Raw genomic sequence first — 13,021 nt, 5'->3', positions numbered from 1 at the left:
CTCAGGCTTCTTGCGAAGCCCCTGAGTCTTCAGCTCAGGGGTAGTTCACCCCTTGTATCTTTTTTTGATAGGCATACATAGAAGTATCTTACCATCAAATGGAGGCGGATTTTTCTCCGCCAGCATTTTTTTGTTCAAAGTGCACAAAAAACGAGTAGCTATAGAGCCAGGCTCTAGCATATAATGACAGCAGAGATAATTTTTCCCAATGGCAGAGGACGCTGTAAGCCTGCGCTTACAACGTTTTTTCTATGCCAAAAGGATAGACGTACTTATATTTATACATCTGTATACCCGTAAAGGAAGGTCCTTCTTCAATGGCAACCGATACTGTCGTTGTTTCTGATCTTGAGAAGCCAATTGAGACACACGGTATTGAGCGTGTGTCTCCTCAAGCGCGTGCGCACGTTCGCATTTTTGACAACTTTACCATGTGGCTCTCGGCCAATCTGGTTATTTCAACCGTCGCCCTGGGCGGCCTGGCGATCCCTATCTTCAAGTTGGGCTTCTGGGATGGGCTGGCCATTATCGTCCTCTTCAACATTCTAGGCGTCTTGCCGGTCGCGTTCTTCTCGACGCTGGGTCCCAAGCTGGGCCTGCGCCAGATGACGATCTCCCGCTTCTCCTTTGGCTGGGTCGGCGCCATCATCATGGCCCTCTTCAATGTCGCGGCCTGTATCGGCTGGTCGGCCGTAAACGTTATCGTCGGCGGTCAGCTTGTCTCCGCCTTAAGCAAGGGCGCGGTACCTGCCTGGGTGGGCATCGTCGTCATTGCTGCACTGACGACTGTTATCAGCATTTACGGTTACAAATATGTCCATCGCTATGAGCGCTTCGCCTGGATTCCCATGGCTATTATCTTTGCGCTCCTGGCGATTATTGGCGGTCCCAAGACCACTATCGTGCCAACGCCTGCGATGAGCCTGGCCTGGGTCGCGGGTCTCCTCTCCTTTGGTGGCGCGATCTATGGCTTCGCGACTGGCTGGACCTCATACGCCGCTGACTACAATGTGAATCAGCCTGAAGAGACCTCGGCCTCGCGCGTCTTCTGGCTGACCTTCCTGGGCGTAACCATCCCTTGTATCCTGCTCGAGACCCTGGGACTGGCCCTGAGCACAGCCACAGCCTATGCAGGCAAAGAGGGTGGCGATCTCCTGGCCGCCGTCCTCCAGCCCCTGGGTGGATTTGGAACCTTCCTGCTAGCACTGCTCACGTTGAGCGTCGTCGCCAACAATATTCCCAATGACTATAGCCTGGGTCTGACCATGCAAGTACTGGGCAAGGGCTTCCAGAAAATCAATCGCGCCATCTGGACTCTGATTGGCGCCGTCATCTACATAGCGATTGCCATTCCTATCGCGGGGAACTATAGCAGCGCCCTGGACAACTTCCTCCTCCTCGTCGCCTACTGGCTGGGTCCCTGGGCGGTTATCCTCTTCCTGGAGGATCGCCTCTTCCGCCGTGGTAAGTACAATGTGGATGACTGGAATACGGCCAGCAAGCTTCCAATTGGCTGGGCCGCGCTGGTCTCCATGGCCCTTGGCCTGGTAGGCGTCTATCTGGGCGCCTCGCAATTGCTCTTCACTGGCCCCCTGGCTCAGGCCCTGGGCGGTGCAGATGTTGGTTTTGAGCTGGGCGTTGTCTTCGCCTGTATCGCATACCTGATCCTGCGCCCCCTGGAGCTAAAGCAGAGCAAGCGCTAGGCGAGGAACTAATCTCACGTTCTCGACCGACGCTGCTAAATACCCATAAAGGGCACAGGGGCACGCGTCTACGTATGATGGTACCATTATATGTAGACGCGTGTTTTAGCAGCGTCGGCCACTTGTGCTCATACGCACAGAGACAGGTGGTAATTTTCTGCAGGCCGCACGGCTTACAGGAAACTACCACCTGTCTCTGTGCGTACAGATTAGAGAGGATTTAAGCGTCTAATGCAATACGATATACTCATTCGCGGAGCGCGCCTACACAGGCATGAGGATCTTGTGGATATCGCGGTCAAGGATGGCCTCTTTATGCGGATCAGAGCAAACCTGGATGCCGCTCAGGCAGCACGCGTCATCGAGGCCGAAGGCAGGCTGGTCTCAGAGCCTTTTATTGATGCGCATGTGCACCTGGATGCCGTACTCACGGTCGGCCAGCCGCGCTATAATGCCTCGGGGACACTGCTTGAGGGCATTCAGATCTGGGGTGAGCGCAAAGGCAGCTTGACTGTTGAGGATGTTAAGCGCCGCGCCCTGGAAGAGATTCGCTGGGAGGTCGCGCAGGGAACGCTCTATATCCGCAGTCATGTCGACGTCTGCGACCCCAATTTGACGGCTCTGAGAGCGTTACTAGAGGTACGTGAAGAAGTCCGCGATATCTGTGAGCTACAACTGGTGGCTTTTCCCCAGGATGGCATCTTCTCCTTTCCCGAGGGACCGCAACTCATGCGCCGGGCCATGGAGCTAGGTTGCGATATCGTGGGCGGCATTCCGCATCATGAGTGGACGCGCGATATGGGCGTTGAGGATGTCCATTATGTCTTCGAGCTCGCCAAGGAGTTCAACCGCGACATTGACTGCCACTGCGACGAGACGGACGATCCTCACTCACGCTTTACCGAAGTCATGGCCGCGGATACGATGAAGCAGAACTGGCATGGGCGCGTGACCACCAGCCACTGCACCGCCATGCATTCCTACGACAACGCCTACGCCTTTAAGCTGATGGGCCTGCTCAAGCGTGCCCAGATGCACGTGATCGCCAATCCCTTTGACAACGTTGTCTTACAGGGGCGTTTCGATACCTATCCCAAACGCCGGGGTATTACACGCGTCAAAGAGCTTCTAGCCAACGGCGTCAACGTCGCCCTGGGGCATGACTCTATCATGGATCCCTGGTTCCCCCTGGGACGTGGGGATATGCTTGCGGCCGCGCAACTGGCGCTCTTTCTCTGCCATATGAGCGGCTACGAAGAGATCAATGACGTCCTGGACCTCATTACAAGCAATGGTGCGAAGGCATTACGCATTGAGGATCGCTATGGGATTGAGGAGGGAAAGCCAGCAGACTTTCTCCTGCTGGACGCGCCTTCCGCCTTTGAGGCCCTGCGCTTGCTGCCACCCTGCCTCTATGTTTTCAAGGGAGGAAGAGAGGTCGCACGAACCACGCCTGGGCAGAGCTATGTTCGACGTGCTTCCGAAGAGGAGGCACAAGCAGTCACCTTCCGTCCACTGGCTTAAGCAACGCTCTTTACTCAGATCTCAAGGTAGGGGATGGGGACGCGTGGTGCGGGCAATTCTCCCACACCACGCGTCCCCATCCCCTACCTTGAGCACCGCAGGCGCGAAAGGCAAACATTTAAGATGTCCTCTACCTATAAAGTGGTATACTTGACAATCAAGAAATAGATCAGGTACCATCAAAATGTTTACAGCTATACAGTAGTCATAGAGCACACAACCTGGAGAACAACGCTATCTGTAAACACTTCCGTGGTTGGCGCTTATATTCCTTGCAAAGAAGTGAACTAAATGCCTTTACGTATTATCCAAGTAGGTGTAGGTGGCTGGGGCCACTCCTGGACAAAACTCGTTCTAAACAATGATCTAGATGTAGAACTGGTCGCGTGCGTTGACATGAGCGAGAAAGCTCTACAGCGTGTGCAAGAAGATTATACCCTACCTGCTCAAGCATGTTTCACTGATCTGAAGGAGGCCTTAAAAGGGGTTGATTGCGACGCGGTACTGGTCACTGCTGGCCTGAACGCTCACGTTCCGCTGGCGCGTATAGCCCTCGAACATAATAAGCATGTACTGGTTGAGAAGCCTTTCGCGCCTACACTGGAAGAGGCCGATTCCCTGGTCAAATTGGCTCGGGAGCGTGGTGTACACCTCATGGTCAGTCAGAACTATCGCTTCCAGCCGACGGTTGCCGCGGTTGATGCTCTCTTGCAAGAGGGGGCGCTGGGAGAGATCTCCACCATTAATATTGATTTCCGTCGCTATGTCAATGTACCTCGCGACGCCTACATCTATTATCGCGCCTGGCAACCGCTCCTGGTCGACATGGCAGTACACCACTTTGATCTGATGCGCAAACTTCTGAAACAGAAGCCACAGCGCATCACCTGCCACGCCTGGAATACCTCCTGGGACCAGTTCGATGATCCATCCTCGGCTACCGCCACCATTGAGTTCAGCGGCGGCGCAGTGGTAAATTATCGGGGAAGTTGGGCCAGTACCAGCCCGCAAACTCCCTGGAACGGCGAATGGCGCATCGAATGCCATAACGGTTCCATTGAGTGGACGGGACGCGGCGACAAGCCAGCCGACGACCGCGCTACTGTCTACACCATCGGCGAAGAGGGCGCCAGCCTGGCTTTACCCGAGGTTCCCTACCTCGACCGCCTCGGCAGCCTGGCAACCTTCATCCAGTCCATTGAAAGCGATACCGAGGCCGAGTGCTCCGGACGCGACAATCTCGGCACCCTGGCGCTGATGTTCGCAGCCGTAAAGGCCGCCCAAACCGGCACCCCCCAAAGCATCCTCTTGCCCCAGGAGTAAGGAGCCAGAGATGAATTGTAGGGTCCAAGCTAGTTTGGACTCCGAGGCCCGCAGGCCGACGCCCAGATGTGGGAAGGTCGCTACACTCGGAGTCCATGCCAGCATGGACTCTACATGACTCCAGGACTTCGTGTCAAATCCTCTTCTACTTTCAGAACGGCTCCCCCATCTCTTAACGTATTATGATTATATACATATCATCTGAGGAAGGATAGCTTATGCGCAAAGTAGATATTCAGCAACAACGCACCGCCTTCGACGAAAAGCACTTCAAAATTCAAGAAGCCACGCTTCGCTTTGAGAAGTTCAATGGGCAGATGAGCGAGCCAGTACAGCGACTCGTTTTCGAGCGTGGAGACTCAGCGGCGGCCCTGCTCTTCAATCGAGATACCCAGAAGGTCATTCTCATTAACCAGTTCAGGTACCCAACCTATGAGAAGGGGCCGGGCTGGCTTATAGAAGTCGTGGCGGGCAGCATCAACGAGAACGAGCAGCCCGAAGCCTGTATTCGCCGCGAAATTCATGAGGAGATCGGCTACCAGGTACATGACCTGACCTATATCGCGACCTTCTACGTCTCCCCGGGAGGCTCCTCTGAACGCATCATCCTCTACTATGCCGAGGTAGGGAACGTCGACCAGGTCGCGGCTGGCGGAGGCGCGGCTGGCGAGCATGAAGATATCGAGCAGGTAGAACTATCCCTGAACGAGCTGTGGAGCCTGCTGGAACAGGGAAAGATTAATGACGCCAAGACCTTGATCGCCGTCCAATGGCTGCAGCGAAAGCAATAGATGTTGAAAGAGAATACATGCCAAACTCTCTCATCAGTCTGGAGAGCGGTTCTCTCTGGCTTATCAGCCAGCTCCTTCCAGGGCCTCTTCCCGTAACCGTTGTACATCGTGCATCGGTGGGACACCGAAGAGGCTTTTGTACTCCCGATTGAAGTGGGAGGCGTCGTTGTATCCCACCCGATAGGCAGCACTTGCTGCGTCGAGATCTTCGCTCAACATCAGACGGCGGGCCTCCTGGAGCCGTAGCCGCTTCTGGAATTGCAAGGGGCTCATCGCCGTGACGGCCTTGAAGTGGTGGTGCAAACTTGAGACGCTCATGCCGAGCTCTTGCGCGATCTGCTCGATGCGAAGTGGCTGGTCAAAGTCTTGGCGGAGTCGCTTGACCGCTCTGGTGATGTAAGGGGTGTAGCCCCCCTGAAGAGCAAGGTGACGGAGTCGGCTACCTTGCTCTCCCATCAGGAGTCGGTAGATAATTTCCCGCGTGATCAGTGGCATGAGGACCTGCGCTTCGGTAGGGGAATCCAGGAGCCGGACCAGCCGCACAAAGGCGTCCAGCAGGTTCCCATCCAACGGGCTAACGTTGATGGCCCTCACATCAGCATGATCTCTCGGCGAGGCATGACCAGCTTCAACCATGACCGAACTGACGAGGGTGGGAGTGAGTTCCAGGCGGAGGCTAAGGTAAGGCCGCTCCTTCGAGGCTTCGAGGACCTGACTGACACGGGGCAACTCGACAGTGGCGAGAAGATACTGTGAGGGATCATACCGATAGCGGCTCTCACCCAGAAGAACCTCCTTGCTGCCCTGAGCAATCACGCACACGGATGGCTCGAGCACGCTGTGAACTGGCTTGAGAGACAAGGAGGAGCGTGACAGGTGAAGCCCTCTAAGCGGCTGGGCAGTCCCATCTTGGCGGATGGCCCGCCCGATCCTCTCAACCAGTTCCTCACGATTAGCTTGCACCCGCTGTGCATCATGTTCTGCCTGCTGGTGGTTTCTCACATCCATCATAAAATCGCGCCATGCGGGGACCCCTGGCTTTAGACATGGGGAGGAGCATGGCGCACTCCTTTCTGAATATACTCATACCCGTCAGATCGATGCACACGCCGCAAATACTTGGGGTGAATATCGACCTTCCCAAGTCGAAAACTAGGCCGATGGCGAATGGCGATTCGTCCTTCAAATGTTCCTTTGGGCGTTATGGCTTTGACCATATCACCCGTTTGATACCCCAAAAAGGTTTTTTTGCGTGCTTTGTGCTGCTTGGGGAAGCCAAACTCATCAGGCACGCACATACGCCTGCGCCCATGCCCTGTGGCTGCGATGCGCAAGGGCAAAATTCCTTTGTGCGATAGCGTAACAGGCGTATTCATGCCCACGCATGACGCATCGAGCCAGTGGGTTTTGGGCAATCCTCGCATGGTGCGATTGTACTTGGTCAAGCCACCGCTGCCACACTCCACAGGTACCCCCACGGCTTTGAGCCGTTCGAGTAACGCAAAACGCGTGGCATTCACCGCTGCGGCATCCTTGAGTGGCTTCTTCACCTGGGCCAGAATACGCGTGAGCACATCAGGCTTCTTGGTGAGAAACGCCGCAATATCCTGGGTGCCTTTTGCGGTATTGCATGGCTCACAGGCCAGCGTAAGATTGCTTATCCGATTGGTGCCACCATGAGCACGTGGATGGATATGCTCGACTTGAAGCGGAACATTTTGTTTGCCACAATAGGCACATCTGCGTTCCCACTTTTCCAGCAAAAATTCTCTGATCTCATATCCTTGCAAGGTTCCTTGCTGATATTCAATCCCTGTTATGTCTGGATTCTCTATCAATTGCAGATCAAACTTGACCAATTCTTGGCTGATGGCCGCAATGGGAGTATAGCGACACAAACGAGCTACCCACGTCTGGATGTTGGCAAGCCGACTTTCTAAGGATGGTGGCAACCATCCTTTCTTACGCCGCCTATTCAGGTATCGCAAACCGCGATACCGTGTTTTACGGTTACGTCGGTTGCGGCGAACCGCACGACGATCATCCAGGCTTTCCTTGATTTTGTGCCCACGATGCTCAAGTTCAGCCGCGAAAACAATCTTACCGTTGCCCTCATTCACCAGGGCGATCCCCGTGATTTTACTTCCAGGATCAAGCTTGAGGCGCAAGGGTTGCACCTCTGGCTGTTCAACTACCCGTTTGAGCACAATCGTAAAAGGGTATCTGCGAAACACAGCAGCTTTCCCTTGCGTGAGCAAAAGCCTTGCTCGTGCTGGATGGACTGGATTTCATGGTTTGTAGTCACTATCAATCACAAACACGTTGCTCACGTTGAGCCTCTACTTTCGTAGGTAATGGGTGCCTCGACAAGGATAGAGGGCGGTACTTTTCCCTGAGCACTGCATAACACCCCGTTTTGCTGTTTAACTCAGAGATTCTAGAGCTACAGGCTGGCACGCACCCGTAGGTAGGAACGTGAACGCTTCACCTCTATCGTAGCCCGATAGCTGTCTGCCGAAACAGAAGGCTCATGGCTAAGTCTGGACAGATCCGGGCTTGCGTTCACAAGCCCCTGCCGCAAAGGCATGGGGTATCTGACCGTAACCTCCTCACATGTTTCTCCAACGCTCACCTGGAAGATTTGCAGAATCAGACAATCATTTTCGACAATCATTCTATCACCCTGTGCTCCAGGGCGTCTATACTACCTCCAGACAGAGAACATGCCTCTCTGCTTTTGCAGGCATAATGGAGGAATTCAGTACATGGACATCAAAAGAAGTGGCTCGCAGCCTTCCGGCAAAGGACCAGCCGAGTACTTTACCGGTACGGTACGCATTGACCCCCTGTTCGAGGCCCCTGAACCGGCCCGCGTGGTCGGCGCCAGTGTCACGTTTGAACCCGGTGCGCGGACAGCATGGCATACTCATCCGCTGGGCCAGACCCTGATTGTGATGGCTGGCTGTGGCCGGGTCCAACGCCTGGGTGGTCCGATCGAGGAAATTCGGCCAGGAGACGTGATCTGGTTCGCGCCGGGTGAGAAACATTGGCATGGCGCCGCACCGACCACGGCTATGACCCATATCGCTATTCAGGAAAAGCTTGAAGGCAAGACCGTCGACTGGATGGAAAAGGTCAGTGACGAACAATACCAGGGCTAATCGTGGAGAACAATCGTTGTGATCTTTCACGTCAAGAGAGGAGTTCAAAGAATGCAGAAGCGCACACTTGGAAAGAGCAGCCTGGAAGTCTCGGCCATCGGGCTTGGCTGCATGCGAATGACCTTTGGGGATAAACCGATTGGCGACAAGTCGGAGATGATCTCTTTTCTTCATGCGGCGGTGGATCGTGGCATCACCTTCTTCGACACCGCCGAGGTCTACGGACCATTCACCAACGAAGAGCTCGTGGGGGAAGCGCTGGCTCCCTTTCGGGGACAGGTGGTGATCGCCACAAAGTTCGGTTTCCAGCTCAACGCCGACGGAAGTCCCGGCTGGACAGGTTTCAATAGCCGCCCGGAGCGCATCAAACAGGTTGCTGAGGAATCGCTCAAGCGCCTCAAGGTAGATGCCATCGATCTGTTGTATCAACACCGCGTCGATCCGAACGTCCCCATCGAGGATGTGGCTGGAGCAGTGAAGGAGCTGATCGAAGCAGGCAAGGTGAAGCATTTCGGACTGTCGGAAGCCCCTGCGGAGACTATCCGGCGCGCTCACGCTGTCCAGCCGATTACGGCCGTCCAGAGTGAATACTCGCTGTGGTGGCGGACCCCGGAAGAGGATGTGCTGCCAACCTGTGAGGAACTCGGTATCGGCTTTGTCCCCTACAGCCCCCTTGGCCGAGGCTATCTGACAGGCAGGATCGATGAACATACCACCTTCGACAGCTCAGACATTCGCAGTCGCAACCCGCGCTTCACGCCGGCGGCCATCAAAGCCAATCAGGCCGTGATCGATCTACTGGCTCGCATCGGAGCGCAGAAACAGGCGACGCCTGCGCAGATTGCGCTCGCCTGGCTGCTGGCTCAAAAGCCGTGGATCGTTCCTATTCCGGGCAGCCGCAAGATCGAGCGCCTGGAGGAGAACATCGGCGCGGTCAATGTCGACCTCTCTGAAGGTGATCTGCGGGAGATCGAGAGCGCCATGTCCAACATCACGGTCTTAGGAGACCGCTACTAAAGAGGATGACTGGCCGCCGAGCGGCCGTTATAAACTTGCAGGAGTGAAGATGATGAGCGAGAACAACAGCAACATAGCTGGAAAGGTCGTTGTCATTACTGGCGCAAGCAGCGGACTAGGCGAGGCGACGGCCCGGCGTCTTTCTGCTGAGGGTGCCACCGTCGTGCTGGGGGCGCGGCGTGTCGATCGTATCCAGGCACTCGCCGATGAACTGAACGGCGGTGGCGGCAAGGCACTTGCCATACCGACAGACGTCACGCACGCCAACCAGGTGAAGCGCCTGGTCGATACAGCCGTGCAGACCTACGGGCGAATCGACGTGATGCTCAACAACGCCGGACTGATGCCACACTCGCCCCTTGAGCGCCTCAAGATCGACGACTGGAATCGGACCATCGACGTGAACATCAAGGGGGTGCTCTACGGCATTGCGGCAGCGCTTCCCTATATGAAACAGCAAAAAGCAGGTCACATCATCAATGTATCCTCGGTTGCTGGCCATAAGGTTCGCCCCGGTAGCGCGGTCTATGCGGCGACCAAGACCGCCGTCCTGGTGATCTCCGAAGGGTTGCGCCAGGAAGTCAAGCCCTATAACATTCGCACGACGGTGCTCTCACCGGGCGCGGTGGCGACGGAACTGCCCAACAGCATCACCGAGCCAGATATTGCTGAAAATGTGCGAAAACTCTATGAAATGGCCATTCCTGCCGACTCCTTTGCGCGGGCGGTCGCCTTCGCTATGAGCCAACCCGATGACGTAGACATCAATGAAATCTTGTTCCGGCCCACAAACCAGGAGCTTTGAGGAGAAGTACGCATGAAACCCAACGAGCGAGCGCAGAAAAACCATGACGAACTGTTTCCTGGACACGTCTCTACCCTGGCGGTGACCGACCCGGAACTGATCGAAACCTTCGATAACTTCGCCTTCGACGAGGTCCTGGCGTCTAGCAAGTTGGATACGCGGACCAGGCTGATGATCCAGCTTGCGGCGCTCATTGCTTCTCAGGCGCTTCGTGAGTACCGCGTTATGGTCGGAGCAGCACTCACGGTCGGGGTGACTCCAGTCGAGATCAAGGAGATCGTGTACCAGGCGGTGCCCTATGTGGGCATGGCGAAGGTCTTCGACTTTATTCACGTTACCAATGAGATCCTCACTGAGCGAGGCGTCCAATTGCCTCTCCCGGGACAATCTACGACCACGCCCGATACCCGCTCCCAGAAGGGCCTGGAGGCCCAAAAACACATCGTCGGCGATGAGGTCGTCGAAAAGCTGTACGCTGCTGCACCTCCCGATCAGCAGCATATCCAGCGTTTGTTATCGGCCAACTGCTTCGGCGACCATCTCACCCGTACTGGCATCAATATTCCGACCCGCGAGCTTCTTACCTTGAGCATGCTTGTCGCGCTCGGCGGATGCGACCCGCAAGTCAAGGGCCATGTCGCTGCGAATCTGCATGTCGGCAACGACCGCGCGAAACTGATCGATGTCCTGACGCAGCTCTTGCCGTTCATCGGCTATCCGCGCACGCTGAACGGGTTGCGAGCCATCGATGAAGTTACTGCGTCGTGAGCGGAGCCGAAGCTGAGAAACACCACCATCAATGGCGGGAGAATGGAAAATGACACAACGCACCTGGTTTATCACTGGCGTGAGCAACAGATGAAACAGCAAGCCAGTTTCGAGGCAACCCCGCTTCAACATCGACCTCGCGTCGTGTGGTAGAGTGTTGATGGGATCGCAGGCATGACATCGAGATAAAATCGTCTAAACATCAATAGCAATGGTTCCGTCGAAATCTGGCTCAGTATTCTGGAGGCGTAAGTCGTCGAACGAGGTGAAATTGCCTCGTTCGACGACTTACGCCTCCAGATTCTGGCCTTCATTGTAAGTAGACCTACGAGACGGAACTCTCTGACTCGGGGAGAGCTTCGCTCCTCGGCATGCTAGCCCTGAGCAGGTTTGGTGATATAGGGCTTGGTTGGGTCCCAATCGGTGAACTTGTAATCGTCTGGGCTAACCTTGAAGCCCTTCTGTTGTGCTACCTTGACGGCATCATCCTGGGCCTTCTGCATACGTCCTTCTATGTCGGAAAGGGCGGCATGAAGATCCTGAAGCTGACCGGTATAATAGCCAGCGATGACATCATCCAGATTGGGCTTGACCGTCTGCACTTCCACATGTGCCGTCTGAGGATTGCTTATGCTGGGATCAGGAGCAGGCATTGCAAACTTGCTGAGACCAACAAACTGGGCAAATGGTTTGAATTTGATCTTGCTGGAATCGTTATTCTGGGGGAAGGCCGAGAGATCCTCGTTGAACTGCTGCGTCCAGCGCTTGCCAGCATCCACGCTATACAGCCAGTCGAACCAGGCCCAGGCCTCTTCGGGATGCTTCGTCTGCGCGGGAATAGCCCAGAGGGTGCCACCCGGACTTGTAGGGAAGTAGCCCTTTGGCGTTTCCGTGGGGCAGAGCAACGTCGTCAGCGAGTAATCGGTGAAGTTATGCGTGGTCCATTCGGCCTGGTTCCAGACGCCTCCAATGGTCATTCCGTACTTGGCGCGCTCGAAGTAGGCACGGCTGACCTCGTCAGAGATACTTACCGCGTTCGGGTAAACATAGCCTTTGTTTTTCCACTCTTTGAAGAGGCTGATGAAGTCGTAATAGTTGCGATCCGTGCTATAGGTGTATTTACCTACACGGTAATCCATCGTATAACCGCCGCCAACCGCGCCAGCGCCCAGGGTGAAGACATGCGTGAGCCATTGGAACATGCTTCCTCCACTGTTGCCAAAGCCCAGACCATAGGTACTGCCACCACTCTTCTTGACAATGGTTTCGGCAGCATGTGTCACATCATCCCAGGTTCTGGGTATCTTCACGCTACCATCGCTATTGACCAGGCCAGCATCGCGGAAGACTTTATTACTAATATAGAGCTGCAGCCAGGGAGCGGCACCGGAGATCGGGGCGGAGTAAAGTTTCCCGTTAAACACATTGTTTCCTTCGTGGAAGGTGCCTTCAGGGAACTTCGCTTTCCAGGCAGCATTGGCCCACTTATCGACCGGCATAAACCAACCCTGCGAGACTTGAATATTGAAGTTGGGTTGGCCAGGAATCATCGCCACATCAGGAGTATTGTGACTCTTCACGGCCAACGCATAGAGATTGGCATAGGAAGAACTCAATTGGATAGTCTTTTTGATCTTGATGCCGGAGTGCGCTTTCTCAAACAGCTTGATCTCATTATCGATCCAGGGTGCCTGGCTAACAAAATAGTCCCAATAGTTGAGTGTAATCGTTGATGAAGAACCGCCACTACCACCACAGGCTGCCAGGGCACTACCCAGCGTAGCAGCCCCCGCTGTAGCCGCAGCCGTTTTCACGAAATTGCGCCGACTGAAACGCGAAGAAAAATCCATGTCGAGATGCTCCTTTGCTTGCGAAATAAAGTGGTTGAATGTGCTTCACTTACTCTTCATTGAATGTCGGATAGGATGT

The 13,021-nt window shown here is 55.1% G+C and carries 10 protein-coding genes and 1 pseudogene; 8 read left to right on the top strand and 3 right to left on the bottom strand.

Annotation, left to right across the window (positions count from 1 at the left end; all coding sequences use genetic code 11):
* The first annotated feature begins 317 nt into the window (after positions 1–317).
* The 4 genes from KTE_RS45085 to KTE_RS45070 all read left to right on the top strand — a co-directional run bounded on the left by KTE_RS45085 (position 318) and on the right by KTE_RS45070 (position 5,341).
* The gene (locus KTE_RS45085) at positions 318–1,703 is read left to right on the top strand and encodes a cytosine permease (protein ID WP_201393825.1); all 1,386 of its coding nucleotides are present in this window, start codon (positions 318–320) and stop codon (positions 1,701–1,703) included.
* A 231-nt stretch (positions 1,704–1,934) separates the two neighbouring features.
* Entirely contained in the window at positions 1,935–3,227 is a 1,293-nt protein-coding gene (gene codA, locus KTE_RS45080; protein WP_201393823.1) for a cytosine deaminase, read from the top strand.
* A 291-nt stretch (positions 3,228–3,518) separates the two neighbouring features.
* Positions 3,519–4,550 (top strand): Gfo/Idh/MocA family protein, encoded by a 1,032-nt coding sequence (locus KTE_RS45075; RefSeq protein ID WP_201393821.1) that lies wholly within the window; start codon positions 3,519–3,521, stop codon positions 4,548–4,550.
* Between the two features lie 218 nt (positions 4,551–4,768).
* Positions 4,769–5,341, top strand: coding sequence for an NUDIX hydrolase (locus tag KTE_RS45070; RefSeq protein WP_201393819.1), 573 nt, complete (start codon positions 4,769–4,771; stop codon positions 5,339–5,341).
* 63 nt (positions 5,342–5,404) lie between these two features.
* Here the strand turns inward: KTE_RS45070 and KTE_RS45065 are convergent, their stop codons facing one another.
* Both KTE_RS45065 and iscB read right to left on the bottom strand, forming a co-directional pair.
* A complete protein-coding gene (locus KTE_RS45065) occupies positions 5,405–6,349 on the bottom strand; it encodes an AraC family transcriptional regulator (protein WP_201394610.1) in 945 nt (314 codons plus the stop codon).
* 32 nt (positions 6,350–6,381) lie between these two features.
* Positions 6,382–7,671 (bottom strand): annotated as a pseudogene (iscB, locus tag KTE_RS45060) (RNA-guided endonuclease IscB).
* 435 nt (positions 7,672–8,106) lie between these two features.
* On the opposite strand from iscB, the gene KTE_RS45055 reads away from it, so the two are divergent.
* Genes KTE_RS45055 through KTE_RS45040 form a run of 4 tightly spaced genes read left to right on the top strand, consistent with a single transcriptional unit; the run spans position 8,107 to position 11,092 of the window.
* Positions 8,107–8,502 (top strand): cupin domain-containing protein, encoded by a 396-nt coding sequence (locus tag KTE_RS45055; RefSeq protein WP_201393817.1) that lies wholly within the window; start codon positions 8,107–8,109, stop codon positions 8,500–8,502.
* A gap of 51 nt (positions 8,503–8,553) precedes the next feature.
* Positions 8,554–9,519: an aldo/keto reductase gene (locus tag KTE_RS45050; RefSeq protein WP_201393815.1), complete on the top strand. Its 966-nt coding sequence runs from the start codon at positions 8,554–8,556 to the stop codon at positions 9,517–9,519.
* Positions 9,520–9,568: 49 nt separating this feature from the next.
* The gene (locus KTE_RS45045; RefSeq protein WP_236601012.1) at positions 9,569–10,324 is read left to right on the top strand and encodes an SDR family oxidoreductase; all 756 of its coding nucleotides are present in this window, start codon (positions 9,569–9,571) and stop codon (positions 10,322–10,324) included.
* Positions 10,325–10,336: 12 nt separating this feature from the next.
* The gene (locus tag KTE_RS45040) at positions 10,337–11,092 is read left to right on the top strand and encodes a carboxymuconolactone decarboxylase family protein (RefSeq protein WP_201393813.1); all 756 of its coding nucleotides are present in this window, start codon (positions 10,337–10,339) and stop codon (positions 11,090–11,092) included.
* A gap of 374 nt (positions 11,093–11,466) precedes the next feature.
* Here KTE_RS45040 and KTE_RS45035 read toward each other — a convergent pair whose 3' ends face one another.
* Positions 11,467–12,942, bottom strand: coding sequence for an ABC transporter substrate-binding protein (locus KTE_RS45035; protein WP_201393811.1), 1,476 nt, complete (start codon positions 12,940–12,942; stop codon positions 11,467–11,469).
* Positions 12,943–13,021 lie beyond the last annotated feature (79 nt).

Source organism: Ktedonobacter sp. SOSP1-85 (assembly GCF_016587415.1).
In the GTDB taxonomy this organism is placed as follows: Bacteria; Chloroflexota; Ktedonobacteria; order Ktedonobacterales; family Ktedonobacteraceae; genus Ktedonobacter.
Note: the sequence above shows the minus strand (reverse complement) of the source record. Positions and strands in the feature narration are given on the sequence as shown.

Bases quoted from the DNA above. Each gene is read 5' to 3' on its own strand.
- KTE_RS45085 (WP_201393825.1), top strand. From the start codon at position 318: ATGGCAACCGATACTGTCGTTGTTTCTGATCTTGAGAAGCCAATTGAG.
- codA (WP_201393823.1), top strand. From the start codon at position 1,935: ATGCAATACGATATACTCATTCGCGGAGCGCGCCTACACAGGCATGAG.
- KTE_RS45075 (WP_201393821.1), top strand. From the start codon at position 3,519: ATGCCTTTACGTATTATCCAAGTAGGTGTAGGTGGCTGGGGCCACTCC.
- KTE_RS45070 (WP_201393819.1), top strand. From the start codon at position 4,769: ATGCGCAAAGTAGATATTCAGCAACAACGCACCGCCTTCGACGAAAAG.
- KTE_RS45065 (WP_201394610.1), bottom strand. From the start codon at position 6,349: ATGGATGTGAGAAACCACCAGCAGGCAGAACATGATGCACAGCGGGTG.
- KTE_RS45055 (WP_201393817.1), top strand. From the start codon at position 8,107: ATGGACATCAAAAGAAGTGGCTCGCAGCCTTCCGGCAAAGGACCAGCC.
- KTE_RS45050 (WP_201393815.1), top strand. From the start codon at position 8,554: ATGCAGAAGCGCACACTTGGAAAGAGCAGCCTGGAAGTCTCGGCCATC.
- KTE_RS45045 (WP_236601012.1), top strand. From the start codon at position 9,569: ATGATGAGCGAGAACAACAGCAACATAGCTGGAAAGGTCGTTGTCATT.
- KTE_RS45040 (WP_201393813.1), top strand. From the start codon at position 10,337: ATGAAACCCAACGAGCGAGCGCAGAAAAACCATGACGAACTGTTTCCT.
- KTE_RS45035 (WP_201393811.1), bottom strand. From the start codon at position 12,942: ATGGATTTTTCTTCGCGTTTCAGTCGGCGCAATTTCGTGAAAACGGCT.